General features: G+C 71.8%; 14 protein-coding genes. All 14 read left to right on the top strand.

All coding sequences use genetic code 11. The features are described from left to right. Window positions 1–12: 12 nt before the first annotated feature. The 14 genes from JNO44_RS40270 to hpnH all read left to right on the top strand — a co-directional run bounded on the left by JNO44_RS40270 (window position 13) and on the right by hpnH (window position 15,965). A complete protein-coding gene (locus tag JNO44_RS40270) occupies window positions 13–1,833 on the top strand; it encodes a DUF5941 domain-containing protein (RefSeq protein ID WP_205371370.1) in 1,821 nt (606 codons plus the stop codon). Further along, a complete protein-coding gene (locus JNO44_RS40265; RefSeq protein WP_102925479.1) occupies window positions 1,830–2,573 on the top strand; it encodes a phosphocholine cytidylyltransferase family protein in 744 nt (247 codons plus the stop codon). The genes JNO44_RS40270 and JNO44_RS40265 overlap by 4 nt, the downstream gene beginning before the upstream one ends. After that, window positions 2,561–3,622 (top strand): iron-containing alcohol dehydrogenase family protein, encoded by a 1,062-nt coding sequence (locus JNO44_RS40260; protein ID WP_039630807.1) that lies wholly within the window; start codon window positions 2,561–2,563, stop codon window positions 3,620–3,622. Before JNO44_RS40265 ends, JNO44_RS40260 begins: the two co-directional genes overlap by 13 nt. Further along, window positions 3,600–4,379: a CDP-alcohol phosphatidyltransferase family protein gene (locus JNO44_RS40255; protein WP_073448613.1), complete on the top strand. Its 780-nt coding sequence runs from the start codon at window positions 3,600–3,602 to the stop codon at window positions 4,377–4,379. Before JNO44_RS40260 ends, JNO44_RS40255 begins: the two co-directional genes overlap by 23 nt. Before the next feature lie 14 nt (window positions 4,380–4,393). After that, a complete protein-coding gene (locus tag JNO44_RS40250; protein ID WP_039630803.1) occupies window positions 4,394–5,284 on the top strand; it encodes a glycosyltransferase family 2 protein in 891 nt (296 codons plus the stop codon). Window positions 5,285–5,360: 76 nt separating this feature from the next. Beyond that, complete coding sequence (locus JNO44_RS40245; protein ID WP_205368903.1) at window positions 5,361–6,290, top strand: ABC transporter permease; 930 nt, start codon at window positions 5,361–5,363, stop codon at window positions 6,288–6,290. A 4-nt stretch (window positions 6,291–6,294) separates the two neighbouring features. Continuing rightward, window positions 6,295–7,086 carry an ABC transporter ATP-binding protein gene (locus tag JNO44_RS40240; protein WP_205371368.1) on the top strand — a complete coding sequence of 264 codons (792 nt, stop codon included), beginning with the start codon at window positions 6,295–6,297 and terminating at the stop codon, window positions 7,084–7,086. A gap of 484 nt (window positions 7,087–7,570) precedes the next feature. Next, window positions 7,571–8,437 carry a squalene synthase HpnC gene (gene hpnC / locus JNO44_RS40235; protein WP_205371366.1) on the top strand — a complete coding sequence of 289 codons (867 nt, stop codon included), beginning with the start codon at window positions 7,571–7,573 and terminating at the stop codon, window positions 8,435–8,437. A gap of 26 nt (window positions 8,438–8,463) precedes the next feature. Continuing rightward, complete coding sequence (gene hpnD, locus JNO44_RS40230; RefSeq protein WP_420882774.1) at window positions 8,464–9,390, top strand: presqualene diphosphate synthase HpnD; 927 nt, start codon at window positions 8,464–8,466, stop codon at window positions 9,388–9,390. Between the two features lie 100 nt (window positions 9,391–9,490). After that, on the top strand, window positions 9,491–10,960 hold the full coding sequence (hpnE, locus tag JNO44_RS40225) for a hydroxysqualene dehydroxylase HpnE (RefSeq protein ID WP_205368902.1): 1,470 nt from the start codon (window positions 9,491–9,493) through the stop codon (window positions 10,958–10,960). Continuing rightward, complete coding sequence (locus tag JNO44_RS40220; protein WP_073448570.1) at window positions 10,957–12,072, top strand: polyprenyl synthetase family protein; 1,116 nt, start codon at window positions 10,957–10,959, stop codon at window positions 12,070–12,072. Before hpnE ends, JNO44_RS40220 begins: the two co-directional genes overlap by 4 nt. A gap of 106 nt (window positions 12,073–12,178) precedes the next feature. After that, window positions 12,179–14,278 (top strand): squalene--hopene cyclase, encoded by a 2,100-nt coding sequence (gene shc, locus JNO44_RS40215; protein ID WP_205368901.1) that lies wholly within the window; start codon window positions 12,179–12,181, stop codon window positions 14,276–14,278. Then, the gene (locus JNO44_RS40210) at window positions 14,278–14,934 is read left to right on the top strand and encodes a phosphorylase family protein (RefSeq protein ID WP_205368900.1); all 657 of its coding nucleotides are present in this window, start codon (window positions 14,278–14,280) and stop codon (window positions 14,932–14,934) included. The genes shc and JNO44_RS40210 overlap by 1 nt, the downstream gene beginning before the upstream one ends. 5 nt (window positions 14,935–14,939) lie before the next feature. After that, on the top strand, window positions 14,940–15,965 hold the full coding sequence (gene hpnH / locus JNO44_RS40205; RefSeq protein WP_205368899.1) for an adenosyl-hopene transferase HpnH: 1,026 nt from the start codon (window positions 14,940–14,942) through the stop codon (window positions 15,963–15,965). Window positions 15,966–15,989 lie beyond the last annotated feature (24 nt).

The raw sequence follows: 15,989 nt of genomic DNA, 5'->3' as shown, positions 1-15,989 counted from the left end.
GAGTGAGTTCGTCTGTCGACCGCCATCCTCACCGGTCCGCCGGTCGCCGGGTCGTCGCTCGAAGCCGACCTGCGCACACTGGGCTTCGACGTCCGCACGGCCAGTGACCCCGGCGGCGTCACCGAGCTGCTCGCCGAGGTGCCCGCCCAGCAGCGGGTGGCCCTGGTGGACCCGCGCTTCGTCGGCCACCTGCACGCCCTGCGGCTCGCCCTGACCGACCCCCGCTTCCCGGCCGCGGCGGTGCCCGGCGTGCTCACCGTGCAGGCCGGGGCCCGCGCCGCGCTGGACCGCGCGGCCGGCCGCATCCCGGTCGGCGCCGGCACCGCCCACCTCACCGACGTGCTGACCGACACCCTCACCGACGCGCTCGACCGCGCGGACGTCGGACTGCACCGCGTCGAGCTCGGCAGCCTGGTCGGCACCCTCGCGCTCACCCCCGACCAGCGGTCGGAGGCCCGCGAGGCCGTCGCGGCCGTCGACGACGAGGCGGTCCGGCTGCGCACCGCGGTCAAGTCCCGCGACGGCTTCTTCACCACCTTCTTCATCAGCCCGTACTCGCGCTACCTCGCCCGCTGGTGCGCGCGCCGCGGCCTGACCCCCAACCAGGTCACCACCGCCTCCCTGCTCACCGCGCTGATCGCGGCGGGCTGCGCGGCCACCGGCAGCCGCGGCGGCTTCGTCGCCGCCGGCGTGCTGCTGCTGCTCTCCTTCGTCCTGGACTGCACCGACGGGCAGCTCGCCCGCTACTCGCTGCAGTACTCGACGCTGGGCGCCTGGCTGGACGCCACCTTCGACCGCGCCAAGGAATACGCGTACTACGCGGGGCTCGCCCTCGGGGCCGCCCGGGGCGGCGACGACGTGTGGGCGCTGGCGCTCGGCGCGATGATCCTCCAGACCTGCCGGCACGTCGTCGACTTCGCCTTCAACGAAGGCAGCGAATTCGAGGGCGGCGCCGGGAGCGCCGGCCCCGCCGTGGCGCTGTCCGACCGGCTCGACCAGGTCGGCTGGACCGTCTGGGTGCGCCGGATGATCGTGCTGCCCATCGGCGAACGCTGGGCCATGATCGCCGTGCTGACCGCGCTCACCACCCCGCGCATCGTCTTCTACGCCCTGCTCGTCGGCTGCGCGCTGGCCGCCTGCTACACCACGGCCGGCCGGGTGCTGCGCTCCCGGGCCCGCCGCGCCCGGCGCACCGACCGGGCCGCCCGCGCCCTCGCGGACCTCGCCGACTACGGCCCGCTGGTCGAGCTGCTGACCGGCGGCGGCCGGGGCCGGAGCCGGTCCGGTTCCCTCCTGGCGCCCGTTATGGCCTTTCTCTCGTCCGCGATGCTGCTGGTGTGGTTGATCTCCCAGCCCGACCCCGCCTCCTGGCTCACCGTCGGCGTCGCGTTCTGCTCCGCGCTGCTGGCCGCCGCGGCCCTGTCCCGCCCGCTCAAGGGCGCCCTGGACTGGCTCGTCCCGCCCTTCTTCCGGGCCGGCGAATACCTCACGGTCCTGGTGCTGGCCGCCCGTGTGGACGCCCACGGGGCACTTCCCGCGGCGTTCGGGCTGATCGCGGCGGTCGCCTACCATCACTACGACACGGTCTACCGCATCCGCGGTGGCACCGGGGCCCCACCGCGGTGGCTGGTCCGGGCGACCGGCGGGCACGAAGGACGGATCCTCGTGGTCATCTTCCTGGCCGCCCTGCTGCCCGCCACAGGTTTCACGATCGCGCTCACGGCACTCGCTGTGGTCCTGGCGCTGCTGGTGCTCGCCGAGAGCATCCGCTTCTGGGTGGCCGCACACAAGCACGGCGCACCCGCCGTACACGATGAAGGAGAACCCGCATGATCGGCCTCGTGCTGGCTGCCGGCGCCGGACGGCGTCTGCGCCCCTACACCGACACCCTGCCCAAGGCTCTGGTGCCGGTCGACGGGGAGACCACGATCCTCGACCTGACCCTCGGCAACTTCGCCGAGATCGGCCTGACCGAGGTCGCGATCATCGTCGGCTACCGCAAGGAGGCCGTGTACGAGCGCCGGGAGGCCCTGGAGCAGAAGTACGGCCTCAAGATCACGCTGATCGACAACGACAAGGCCGAGGAGTGGAACAACGCCTACTCCCTGTGGTGCGCCCGTGACGTGATCGCGGCCCACGACTCGGTGATCCTCGCCAACGGCGACACCGTGCACCCGGTCTCCGTCGAGCAGACGCTGCTCGCCGCCCGCGGCAACGGCCAGAAGATCATCCTCGCGCTGGACGCCGTCAAGCAGCTCGCCGACGAGGAGATGAAGGTCGTCGCGGACCCCGCCAAGGGTGTCCAGAAGATCACCAAGCTGATGGACCCGGCCACCGCGACCGGCGAGTACATCGGCGTCACCCTCATCGAGGGCGAGGCCGCCGCCGAGCTGGCCGACGCCCTGAAGACCACCTTCGAGCGGGACCCCGACCTCTACTACGAGGACGGCTACCAGGAACTGGTCAACCGCGGCTTCAAGGTCGACGTGGCGCCGATCGGCGACGTCAAGTGGGTCGAGATCGACAACCACGACGACCTCGCGAAGGGCCGTGACATCGCATGCCAGTACTGACCCGCCTCATCCCGTCCCCGGTCGTCGTCGACATCAGCGCCGGCGCCCTGGACGACCTGGCGGGTCTGCTGGCCGACCAGCGCATCTCGGCTTCCGGCAAGCTCGCCATCGCGATCAGCGGCGGCTCGGGGGCCCGGCTGCGCCGGCGGCTGGCCCCCGCCCTGCCCGGCGCCGAGTGGTACGAGGTCGGCGGCGGCACCCTGGACGACGCGATCAAGCTCGCCGACGCCATGAAGAAGGGGCACTACGACGCCGTCGTGGGCCTGGGCGGCGGCAAGATCATCGACTGTGCGAAGTTCGCCGCGGCGCGCATCGGCCTGCCGCTGGTGGCGGTCGCGACCAACCTGTCGCACGACGGGCTGTGCTCGCCGGTCGCCACCCTCGACAACGACGCGGGCCGCGGCTCGTACGGCGTGCCCAACCCGATCGCCGTGGTGATCGACCTCGACGTCATCCGCGAGGCACCGGTCCGCTTCGTCCGCTCCGGCATCGGCGACGCGATCTCCAACATCTCCGCGGTCGCGGACTGGGAGCTGTCGCACCGCGAGACCGGCGAGGCCATCGACGGGCTGGCCGCGGCCATGGCCCGGCAGGCCGGCGAGGCCGTGCTGCGCCACCCCGGGGGCGTCGGCGACGACAACTTCCTGCAGGTACTGGCCGAGGGCCTGGTGCTCACCGGCATCTCGATGTCGGTGGCCGGCGACAGCCGCCCGGCCTCCGGCGCCTGCCACGAGATCAACCACGCCTTCGACATCCTCTTCCCCAAGCGGGCGGCGAGCCACGGCGAGCAGTGCGGCCTCGCCGCCGCCTTCGCCACCCACCTGCGCGGGGACCGCGCGACCTCCGCGCTGATGGTCGAGGTGCTCCAGCGCCACGGCCTGCCGGTCACCCCGGGCGACATGGGCTTCACCGACGAGGAGTTCGTGCAGGCCGTCGAGTTCGCCCCGAAGACCCGTCCAGGCCGCTACACGATCCTGGAGCACCTGGACCTGTCCACCGATCAGATCAGGGACGCATACGCCGACTATGCCGAAACCATCAGTAGCTGAACTCCGCCCGGTCGTTCACCCCGAGGGCGTGAAGGACCGGCGCAGCGGGGAGCACTGGGGCGGCCGCCTCTACATGCGGGAAATCTCGCTGCGCTGCGACCGGTACCTGGTCAACACCCGGGTCACGCCCAACCAGCTGACCTACGTGATGACCGTCTTCGGCGTGCTCGCGGCCCCGGCGCTGCTGGTGCCCGGCATCTGGGGCGCCGTGCTCGGCGTGGTCATGGTCCAGCTCTACCTCCTCTTCGACTGCATCGACGGCGAGGTCGCGCGCTGGAAGAAGCAGTTCTCGCTCGGCGGCGTCTACCTCGACCGGGTCGGCGCCTACCTCTGCGACGCCGCGGTGCTGGTCGGCTTCGGCCTGCGCGCCGCGGACCTGTGGGGCCCCGGGCGGATCGACTGGCTCTGGGCTTTCCTCGGGACGCTGGCCGCCGTCGGCGCGATCCTGATCAAGGCCGAGACCGACCTCGTCGGCGTCGCCCGCCACCAGGGCGGTCTGCCGCCGGTCAAGGAGGCGGCGTCCGAGCCGCGCTCGTCCGGCCTGGCGCTGGCCCGCAAGGCCGCCGCGGCGCTGAAGTTCCACCGGCTGGTCCTCGGGATCGAGGCGTCCCTGCTGATCCTGGTCCTGGCGATCGTGGACGCGGTGCGCGGCGACCTGTTCTTCTCCCGGCTCGGCGTCGCGGTGCTGGCCGGCATCGCGCTCCTGCAGACCCTGCTGCACCTCGTGTCCATCCTCGCCTCCAGCAGGCTCAAGTGACCGGGGCGCCCGGAATGCGGCTCGGTGCGGTTGTCCTGACCATGGGCAACCGCCCCGAGGAGCTGCGCGCGCTGCTGGAATCCGTCGCCAAGCAGGACGGCGAGCCGATCGAGGTGGTGGTGGTCGGCAACGGCGCACCGCTGCCCGAGCTGGCCGTCCCCGGACTGACCGTGCGGACCGTCGAGCTGCCGGAGAACGTCGGCATCCCGGCCGGCCGCAACGTCGGCATCGAGGCGTTCCGTACCGACGGCCGGGACGGCTTCGACGTCGATGCGCTGCTGTTCCTCGACGACGACGGGCTGCTGCCGCACGCGGACACCGCCGAGCTGTGCCGGGAGGCGTTCGCCGCGGACCGCGAGCTGGGCATCATCAGCTTCCGGATCGCCGACCCGGACACCGGGGCGACCCAGCGCCGGCACGTGCCGCGGCTGCGCGCCTCCGACCCGCTGCGCTCCTCGCGGGTGACCACCTTCCTCGGTGGCGCCAACGCGGTCCGCACCACGGTGTTCGCCGAGGTCGGCGGCCTGCCCGACGAATTCTTCTACGCCCATGAGGAGACCGACCTGGCCTGGCGGGCGCTGAACGCCGGCTGGCTGGTCGACTACCGGGCGGACATGGTCCTGCACCACCCCACCACGGCCCCGGCCCGGCACGCGGTCTACCACCGGATGGTGGCCCGCAACCGGGTCTGGCTGGCCCGCCGGAATCTCCCCGCCCCGCTGGTTCCCGCCTATCTCGGCGTCTGGTTCCTGCTCACCCTCGCTCGCCGGCCGTCGCTGCCGGGGCTCCGGGCCTGGCTGGGCGGCTTCAAGGAGGGCTGGTCCACTCCGTGCGGTCCCAGGCGTCCCATGAAGTGGGCTACCGTTTGGCGACTGACCCGGCTGGGCCGCCCTCCCATCATCTGACAAGCTCGTATCTGAGAGCATCAGGCGCAAACCGGGGCGTCCCCGGTAGCGCACCTTGAGGACGAAAGTGTCAACTGTGAGCGAGACTACGCACGACAGTGCGGTCGCCATGAGTGCCCCGCCATCCGCCGACGAAGGACTCACCCCCCTCCAGCGGGCCCAGAAGTACGACCTGGCGCAGAGCGGTGCCCGGCCCGGCCTTGCGGAGTACATCCGGCAGCTGTGGGCCCGCCGGCATTTCATCTCCGCCTTCGCCAGCGCCAAGCTGACCGCGCAGTTCAGCCAGGCAAAGCTGGGTCAGGTCTGGCAGGTGGCGACGCCGCTGCTGAACGCGCTCGTCTACTACCTCATCTTCGGCCTGCTGATCGGCACGCGGAAGGGCGTCCCGGACTACGTCCCGTTCCTGGTGACCGGTGTCTTCATCTTCACCTTCACCCAGAGCTCGGTGATGGCCGGTACGCGGGCGATCTCCGGCAACCTCGGCCTGGTGCGTGCGCTGCACTTCCCGCGGGCCTGCCTGCCGATCTCGTTCTGCCTCATGCAGCTCCAGCAACTGCTGTTCTCCATGGGTGTGCTGGTGGTCATCCTGCTGGCCTTCGGCCAGGTGCCCACCTGGTCCTGGCTGCTGGTGCTGCCCGCGCTGCTGCTGCAGTTCGTGTTCAACACCGGCCTGGCGATGGTCATGGCCCGGCTCGGCAGCAAGACGCCGGACCTGGCGCAGCTGATGCCCTTCATCATGCGGACGTGGATGTACGCGTCCGGCGTGATGTTCAGCATCAGCGTGATCCTCAAGGGCAAGCACGTCCCGCACTGGGTCGAGGTGCTGCTCTACTCCAACCCCGCCGCGGTCTACATCGACCTGATCCGGTTCGCGCTGATCGACAGCTTCAAGGCGAGCCAGCTCCCGCCGCACGTGTGGGCGTTCGCGCTCGGCTGGGCGGTGCTGGCCGGCGTCGCGGGCTTTGTGTACTTCTGGAAGGCTGAGGAGCGGTACGGACGTGGCTGAGCAGATGGACGGCGTCCCGTCGACGACGGCGACGCAGGAGCGGATCCCGACCGTGATCGCGGACGAGCTGCACATCGTCTACCGGGTCTACGGCACCGGTGCGGGCAAGGGCAGCGCGACCGCGGCACTGAGCCGCATCATCCGGCGCCGGCCGTCGGTGGGTATGCGCGAGGTGCACGCGGTCAAGGGCGTCTCCTTCACCGCCTACCGCGGCGAGTCGATCGGCCTGATCGGTTCGAACGGCTCCGGCAAGTCGACCCTCCTCAAGGCCGTCGCCGGACTGCTGCCCGCCGAGCGCGGCAAGGTCTACACCCACGGCCAGCCCTCGCTGCTGGGCGTGAACGCGGCGCTGATGAACGACCTCACCGGCGAGAAGAACGTCATCCTGGGCGGTCTGGCGATGGGCATGTCCCGCGAGCAGGTCCGCGCCCGCTACGACGACATCGTCGACTTCTCCGGCATCAACGAGAAGGGCGACTTCATCTCGCTGCCGATGCGCACCTATTCGTCCGGTATGGCGGCCCGACTGCGGTTCTCGATCGCGGCGGCCAAGGACCACGACGTGCTGCTGATCGACGAGGCGCTGGCCACCGGTGACCGGGCCTTCCAGAAGCGCTCCGAGGCCCGCATCCGCGAGCTGCGCAAGGAAGCGGGTACGGTCTTCCTGGTCAGCCACAACAACAACTCGATCCGGGACACCTGCGACCGTGTGCTGTGGCTGGAGCGGGGCGAGCTGCTGATGGACGGCCCGACGGACGAGGTCATCAAGGCGTACGAGAAGGAGACGGGCAAATAGCCCATCCTTCGCAGGAGGCCCTCGCGAGTCCGGTTCGCGGGGGCCTTCGATGGTGAAGGAATGGTCAACTCGCCGGGGCTCGGGAACAGTTGGCCCGCGCGCGACGTTGACCAGAACGTTGCCCGAGGCTTCCGAGCCTGCCCGGATGTGCGTGCGATGTACGGCGTAAGCTGTACGGGTACTGAAACGGCACAAGTGGTGCAAGTCGGGCAATCTTCACCCGAGCGAGCGGCGGAAGCTCGTTCGGGGTGCGCCTTCCTCTCTCGACTACGCTCGGGCGGGAGGTGCCCGCACGCTGCGGCGTGTCCGAAATGGGATGTTTTGTCCGGCGGTGTAGAACGGGAGACGTGACGGCAATGGCTACTGGTTCGCTCCGGCTCCACAACGTGCCGGGAAGCCCCCGGTGAGCCGACGAGACGAGCAGGCGCGTCGCGCCTTCCCCCGGAGGGTGGCGGTGGGTGGTGGGAAGGACCACACGCGCACCGTGCTCGATCAGGCCGCGCACGAGAATTTCCCGGTCGCCCCGTTCTTCCTGCCCCGCGCCTGGCGCGCCGACCTGATGGCCCTCTACGGCTTCGCCCGCCTCGTCGACGACATCGGCGACGGCGACCTGGCGCCCGGTGGCGGCGACGCCGTCCTTCTGGGGCTGGACCGCGTCCAGTACGACGACCGCCCGGCGCTGCTCGACGCCCTGGAAGCGGACCTGCACCGGGTCTTCAGCGACCGTGCGCCCGGCCCCAAGCACCCACTCATGCGCCGGCTCGGCCCGACCGTCCGCCGCTGCGCGCTCACCCCCGAGCCCTTCCTCGGCCTCATCGAGGCCAACCGCCAGGACCAGCGGATCAGCCGCTACGGCACCTACGGCGACCTCGCCGCCTACTGCGAGCTGTCCGCCAACCCCGTCGGCCGGCTCGTCCTCGGCGTCACCGGCACCTCCAGCCCCGAGCGCATCCGGCTCTCCGACGCCATCTGTACCGCGCTGCAGCTCGTCGAGCACATCCAGGACGTGGCCGAGGACCTCGGCCGGGACCGGATCTACCTGCCCGCCGAGGACATGAAACGATTCGGCGTCACCGAGGCCGACCTGGCCGCGCCGACCGGGGGCGCCTCGGTGCGCGCACTGATCGCCTTCGAGGCGGAACGCGCCGGTGAGCTGCTGGACGAGGGCGCGCCCCTGGTGGGCAGCGTGCACGGCAGGCTCAAGCTGTTGCTGGCCGGCTTCGTCGCCGGTGGGCGCGCCGCGCTCCAGGCGGTCGCGGCCGCCGATCACGACGTACTCCCTGGACCACCCAAACCGACCAAGCTCAGCCTGCTGCGCGAGGTAGGGGCGACACTGCGACGAGAGGGGTGAGTCGGACCGTGGAGGCAACCGCACAGATGTCCGCGCCGGTGCTCGCTGCGTACCGCTACTGCGAAACGGTCACCGGGCAGCAGGCGCGCAATTTCGCATATGGGATCCGGCTGCTGCCGGCCGACAAGCGGCAGGCCATGTCGGCGCTGTACGCCTTCTCCCGCCGGGTGGACGACATCGGCGACGGCGCCCTGCCCCCCGACGCCAAGGGTCGGCGCCTGGAGGACACCCGCGCCCTGCTCGCCCGGATCAAGGACGGCCGGGTCGCCGAGGACGACACCGACCCGGTGGCCGTGGCGCTCGCCGACGCCGCCCGGCGCTTCCCCGTCCCGCTCGGCGCGCTCGACGAGCTGATCGACGGGGTGCTGGCGGACGTCCGCGGCGAGACCTACGAGACCTGGGACGAGCTCAAGGTCTACTGCCGCTGCGTCGCCGGGGCGATCGGCCGGCTCTCACTCGGTGTGTTCGGCACCGTACCCGGCGCATTCGACGCCGAACGCGCCCCGGAGTACGCCGATACGCTGGGGCTCGCACTGCAACTGACCAATATCCTCAGGGACGTTCGCGAGGACGCGGGCAACGGGCGGACGTACCTTCCCGCCGAGGATCTCGCCAAGTTCGGCTGCTCGGCGGGGTTTCACGGCCCGGTGCCGCCGCCCGGTGCGGACTTCACGGGCCTGGTGCAGTTCGAGGTCCGGCGGGCCCGCGCGCTGTTCGCCGAGGGCTTCCGACTGTTGCCCATGCTCGACCGGCGCAGCGGCGCGTGCGTGGCGGCGATGGCCGGTATCTACCACCGGCTGCTGTCCCGGATCGCCGACGACCCCGAGGCGGTGCTCCGCGGCCGGGTCTCGCTGCCCGGCCGGGAGAAGGCGTTCGTCGCGGTGCGCGGGCTCTCCGGGCTCGACGCCCGGGCGATCGGCCGCCGGCAGGCCGTGAGCAGGAGGCGTGGATGAGCCGTCGGACCGCGTACACCGATCACGGTCCGGCGTCGGTGCGGCGGGCAACCCTTCGTCGGACGGAGGCGTCCATGACAGGCGTAAGGGGGGAGATCACATGACAGCAGGAACCACGCTGCCCGGGCACGACTCCGCCCGTCCCTCCGGCCGTCCCGAAGGGGCGGCCGCGCTGGTCATCGGGGGCGGACTCGCGGGCACCACGGCCGCGCTGGCCCTGGCCGACGCGGGACTGCGGGTCACGCTGGTCGAGGGCCGGCCGCGGCTCGGCGGCCTGGTCTTCTCCTTCCGCCGCGACTCCGCCGTCGGCCCGTTGACCGTCGACAACGGCCAGCACGTCTATCTGCGCTGCTGCACCGCCTACGGCGACCACCTCGAACGGCTCGGCGCGGAACGCCTGGCGCCCCTCCAGGACCGGATGGACGTACCGGTCCTCGATCCGGCCGGTGCGGGGGGCCGGATGCGGCTCGGCCGGCTGCGGCGCACCGCCCTGCCGGTCCCGCTCCACCTGGCGAAGAGCCTGGCGCTCTACCCGCACCTCTCACCCGTCGAGCGCGCCGGCGTGGTCCGCGCCACCCTCGCCCTCGGCCGCCTGGACCCGGCCGACCCCGCGCTGGACGCCGTCGACTTCGGCAGCTGGCTGCGCCGCCACGGGCAGACCCCGCGCGCCGTCGAAGCGCTGTGGGACCTGGTCGGCATCGCCACCCTCAACGCCTCCGCCGGCGACGCCTCGCTGGGGCTGGCCGCCAAGGTCTTCAAGACCGGGCTGCTCTCCGCTCCCGGCGCCGCCGACATCGGCTGGGCCCGGGTGCCGCTCGGCGACGTGCACGACACCCGCGCCGCCGACGCGCTGCGCAAGGCCGGCGTCCGGATCGCCCTGCGCACCCGGGCCGCCGCCGTCACCCGCGACGGCGCCGGCTGGCAGGTCGCGGTGGAGAACGGCCCGCACGGCCGGGAGACGCTCACCGCGGACACCGTCGTCCTGGCCGTACCGCAGCGCGAGGCGCACGCCCTGCTGCCCGAGGGCGCACTGCCCACCAAGGACCGACTGCTGGACATCGGCACCGCGCCGATCCTCAACGTCCACGTCATCTACGACCGCAGGGTGGTGCGCCGCCCGTTCTTCGCGGCGGTCGGCACCCCGGTCCAGTGGGTCTTCGACCGCACCGGCGCCTCCGGGCTGTCCCGTACGGCCGGCCACGCACGCAGCCAGTACCTGGCCCTCTCGCAGTCGGCCGCGCAGGAGGAGATCGACCAGCCGGTCGCCAAACTCCGCGCCCGCTACCTCCCCGAGTTGGAACGGCTGCTGCCGGCCGCCCGGGGCGCCCGGATCCTCGATTTCTTCGTCACCCGCGAGCGCACCGCGACCTTCGCACCCGCACCGGGCGTCGGCCGGCTCCGCCCGGCCGCCCGCACCCAAGTCCCCGGCCTGTTCCTGGCCGGTGCGTGGACCGCCACCGGGTGGCCCGCGACCATGGAGAGCGCCGTCCGCAGCGGCACCGCCGCCGCCCGTGCAGCACTCACCGAACTCGGCGTCCCCCAGGGCCAGTTGCCTCAGGAGGCGGCATGACCGCGCATACGGGCGCTCGCACGAGCACAAGCATCGGAAACAGAGGAGAAACCGTGGCTTCCCCGGCTATCGACACCGCGAGCGTCACCGCGCTGCTGGAGCGCGGGCGGACACTCGCCACTCCCGTGCTGCGTGCCGCCGTGGCCAGGCTCGCCCCTCCCATGGACACCGTCGCCGCCTACCACTTCGGGTGGATCGACGCGGACGGCAAGCCCAGCGCCGGTGACGGCGGCAAGGCGGTGCGGCCCGCGCTCGCCCTGCTGTCCGCCGAGGTCGCCGGCGCCGCCCCCGCGGTCGGCGTGCCCGGTGCGGTCGCCGTCGAGCTGGTGCACAACTTCTCGCTGCTGCACGACGACCTGATGGACGGCGACGAACAGCGCCGGCACCGCGACACCGTGTGGAAGGTGCACGGCCCCGCCCAGGCCATCCTGGTCGGCGACGCGCTGTTCGCGCTGGCCAACGAAATACTGCTGGAGCTCGGCACGGTCGACGCCGGCCGCGCCACCCGCCGACTGACCCTGGCCACCCGCAAGCTGATCGACGGTCAGGCCCAGGACATCTCCTACGAGCACCGCGAGCGGGTCACCGTCGAGGAGTGCCTGGAGATGGAGGGCAACAAGACCGGCGCCCTGCTCGCCTGCGCGGTCTCCATCGGTGCGGTCCTCGGCGGCGCCGACGACCACACCGCCGACATCCTGGAGAAGTACGGCTACCACCTCGGCCTCGCCTTCCAGGCCGTGGACGACCTGCTGGGCATCTGGGGCGACCCGGAGGCCACCGGCAAGCAGACCTGGAGCGACCTGCGGCAGCGCAAGAAGTCGCTGCCGGTCGTGGCCGCGCTCGCCGCCGGTGGACCCGCCTCCGAGCGGCTCGCCGAGATCCTGGCCGCCGACGCCAAGAAGAGCGAGACCGAGATCGCCGACTTCACCGAGGAAGAATTCGCCTCCCGCGCGGCGTTGATCGAGGAGGCCGGCGGCCGCGAGTGGACCTCCGAGGAGGCCCGCCGGCAGCACGCCACCGCGATCGCCGCCCTGGACGAGATCGACATGCCGGAACGGGTCCGCGCGCAGCTGGTTGCGCTCGCGGACTTCGTCGTCGTACGAGAGAGATGATGACCATCAACACGAACTAGATCGCAGTCGCCGGCCGGCGCCGTTTCGGTGCCGGCCGACGGAATCCCTGAGCACGCATTGACAGTTCACTGCAGAAGGGGAAGCCATGACAGCGACGACCGACGGCAGCACCGGGGCGCTCCCGCCCCGGAGCTCCTCGGCCACCGATGCCGCCGCCGAGACCGCACAGGCCGGCCCGGACGGCAGACCGGGCACCGCCGTGCTCCAGGACACGGCGGATGCCGCGCGGGAAGCGACCACCCGCGCCACCGACTACCTGCTCTCCCTCCAGGACCCCGCCGGCTGGTGGAAGGGCGACCTCGAGACCAACGTCACGATGGACGCCGAGGACCTGCTGCTCCGTCAGTTCCTGGGCATCCAGGACCCCGAGATCACCGAGGCCGCCGCCCGTTACATCCGCGGCGAGCAGTGCGAGGACGGCACCTGGGCCACCTTCCACGGCGGCCCCGGCGAACTCTCCGCCACCATCGAGGCGTACGTGGCACTGCGGCTGGCCGGCGACGAGCCGGACGCCCCGCACATGGCCGCCGCCTCCGGCTGGATCCGCGAGCACGGCGGCATCGCCGCCTCCCGGGTCTTCACCCGGATCTGGCTGGCCCTCTTCGGCTGGTGGAAGTGGGACGACCTGCCCGAACTCCCCCCGGAGCTGATCTACTTCCCGAAGTGGTTCCCGCTCAGCATCTACGCCTTCGGCTGCTGGGCCCGGCAGACCATCGTCCCGCTGACCGTCGTCTCGGCCAAGCGCCCGGTCCGCCCGGCGCCGTTCGCCCTCGACGAGCTGCACGCAGACCCCCGCAACCCCAACCCGCCGCGGCCGTTGGCCCCGGCCGTGAGCTGGGACGGCCTCTTCCAGCGCCTGGACAAGGCGCTGCACCTCTACCACAAGGTCGCCCTGCGCCGGCCGCGTGCCGCCGCGATGCGCTCGGCCGCCCGCTGGATCGTCGAACGGCAGGAGAACGACGGCTGTTGGGGCGGCATCCAGCCCCCCGCCGTCTACTCCGTCATCGCCCTGCACCTGCTCGGCTACGACCTCGACCACCCGGTGCTGCGGGCCGGCCTGGAATCCCTGGACCGGTTCGCCGTGTGGCGCGAGGACGGTCCCCCTGGGCCCGACAGCCCGGGTGGGGGTCCCCCCGGCGAAGCCAGGGGGAGTGCCCCCACCCGGATGATCGAGGCGTGCCAGTCCCCGGTCTGGGACACCTGCCTGGCCACCATCGCGCTGGCCGACGCCGGGGTGCCCGCCGACCACCCGCAGCTGGTCCGGGCCGCCGACTGGATGCTCGGCGAGCAGATCGACCGGCCCGGCGACTGGTCCGTGCGACGCCCCGAACTCCCCTCCGGGGGCTGGGCTTTCGAGTTCCACAACGACAACTACCCGGACATCGACGACACCGCCGAGGTGGTCCTGGCGCTGCGCCGGGTCCGGCACCCCGACCCGGAGCGGGTCGAGGCCGCCATCGACCGCGCGGTGCGGTGGAACGTCGGGATGCAGTCGAAGAACGGCGCCTGGGGCGCGTTCGACGCCGACAACACCAGCCCGTTTCCCAACCGGCTGCCGTTCTGCGACTTCGGCGAGGTCATCGACCCGCCCTCGGCCGACGTCACCGCCCATGTCGTCGAGATGCTCGCCGAGGTCGGCCGGGCGCACGACCCGCGGACCCGCCGCGGCCTCGCCTGGCTGCTGGCCGAACAGGAGCCAGGCGGCGCGTGGTTCGGGCGCTGGGGCACCAACTACGTCTACGGCACCGGGTCGGTGCTGCCGGCCCTGGCCGCCGCCGGGATCCCCGCCTCGCACCCCGCCGTCCGACGGGCCGTCAGCTGGCTGGAGCGGGTGCAGAACGACGACGGCGGCTGGGGCGAGGACCAGCGCTCGTACCGCGACAAGGAGCGCTGGGCCGGGCGCGGCGCCTCCACCGCCTCGCAGACCGCCTGGGCGCTGATGGCGCTGCTCGCGGCCGGCGAGCGGGACGGCGAGGCGGTGCGCCGCGGGGTGCGCTGGCTGGTGGAGACCCAACTGCCGGACGGCTCCTGGGACGAGCCGTACTTCACCGGCACCGGCTTCCCGTGGGACTTCTCCATCAACTACCACCTCTACCGCCAGGTCTTCCCCCTGACCGCCCTCGGCCGCTACGTCCACGGCGGACCGGCCGCCGGCGGAACCGCCGGGGCATCGGTGGGGGACTGATGCCGAGACGGCCCCCGCCGGACGCGGATCCGCCGCTGCTGGTCGCCTGTGCGCTCGGCATCGAACGGTTCGCGCTGCGGGGCGGTGGCCACGGGGCGACGGGTTCCCCCGCGGTCACCCTCCGCACCGGCATGGGTCCCCAGGCCGCGGAGCGCGCCGTCGCCGCCGCGCTGGGTGCGGGCTCGGCCACCGCCGGCTCGGCCGTCGTGGCCAGCGGTTTCTGCGCCGGGCTGGTTCCCGGGATGCGGCCCGGCGACGTGATCGTCGCCGAGGCGACCCGGGACCACCGGCCCGGCGTCCCCGACGTGCCCTGCCCGGACAACGGCCCCCTGGTGCGTGCCCTGCGGGACCGCGGCCTGCGGGTGCACCGCGGACTGCTGCGCGGTTCCGACCACGTCGTACGGGGCGCGGAGCGGGCCGCACTGCACGCCGAGGGGGCGATCGCGGTGGACATGGAGTCCGCCGCGACGCTCCGGACGGCGGTGCGCTGCGGCAGCCGCGCGGTTGCGGCCGTCCGGGTGGTCGTGGACGCTCCGGAACATGAACTCGTGCGCATTGGGACGGTACACGGTGGAATATCTGCCTTCCGGGTGCTGCGCTCGGTCTTTCCTGTTTTCTTTGAATGGCACCGTTCTTTGTTGCTCCCCAGGAGGTGAGCCAGATGGCCATGCCGCTCCGTCAATCCATCCGGGTCGGGACCTATCTGTTTGAACAGAAAGTGCTGCGCAAGCGGGAGAAATTTCCGCTGATTGTCGAGCTGGAACCGCTCTTCGCCTGCAATCTCAAGTGCGAGGGATGCGGGAAGATCCAGCATCCGGCCGGGGTGCTCAAGCAGCGGATGCCGGTGGCCCAGGCGGTGGGCGCGGTGCTGGAATCCGGCGCCCCGATGGTTTCCATCGCCGGCGGCGAACCTTTGATGCACCCTCAGATCGACGAGATCGTCCGACAGCTGGTGGCCCGCCGGAAGTACGTCTTCCTGTGCACCAACGCGATGCTGCTGCGCAAGAAGATGGAAAAGTTCACGCCCTCGCCCTATTTCGCCTTCGCGGTGCACATCGACGGAATGCGGGAACGACACGACGAATCCGTCGCGAAGGAGGGCGTTTTCGACGAGGCGGTGGCGGCCATCAAGGAGGCCAAGCGGCGCGGCTTCCGGGTCACCACCAACTCCACCTTCTTCAACACCGACACCCCGCAGACCATCATCGAGGTCCTCAACTTCCTCAACGACGACCTGAAGGTCGACGAGATGATGCTCTCGCCCGCCTACGCCTACGAGAAGGCCCCCGACCAGGAGCACTTCCTGGGCGTGGAGCAGACCCGGGAGCTGTTCCGGAAGGCGTTCGCCGGCGGCAACCGCCGGCGGTGGCGGCTCAACCACAGCCCGCTCTTCCTGGACTTCCTGGAGGGCAAGGCCGACTTCCCGTGCACGGCCTGGGCGATCCCCAACTACTCGCTCTTCGGCTGGCAGCGCCCCTGCTACCTGATGAGCGACGGCTACGTCCCGACCTACCGCGAGCTGATCGAGGAGACCGACTGGGAGAAGTACGGCCGGGGCAAGGACCCGCGGTGCGCCAACTGCATGGCGCACTGCGGCTACGAGCCCACCGCCGTCCTGGCCACCATGGGCTCCCTGAAGGAGTCCCTCCGGGCGGCCAGGGAGACCATCGCCGGGAACCGCGGCTGACGCGACGAGCGGAGAGCCGGCGGC

Source organism: Streptomyces noursei (assembly GCF_016917755.1).
Taxonomy (GTDB): domain Bacteria; phylum Actinomycetota; class Actinomycetes; order Streptomycetales; family Streptomycetaceae; genus Streptomyces; species Streptomyces yunnanensis.
Note: the sequence above shows the minus strand (reverse complement) of the source record. Positions and strands in the feature narration are given on the sequence as shown.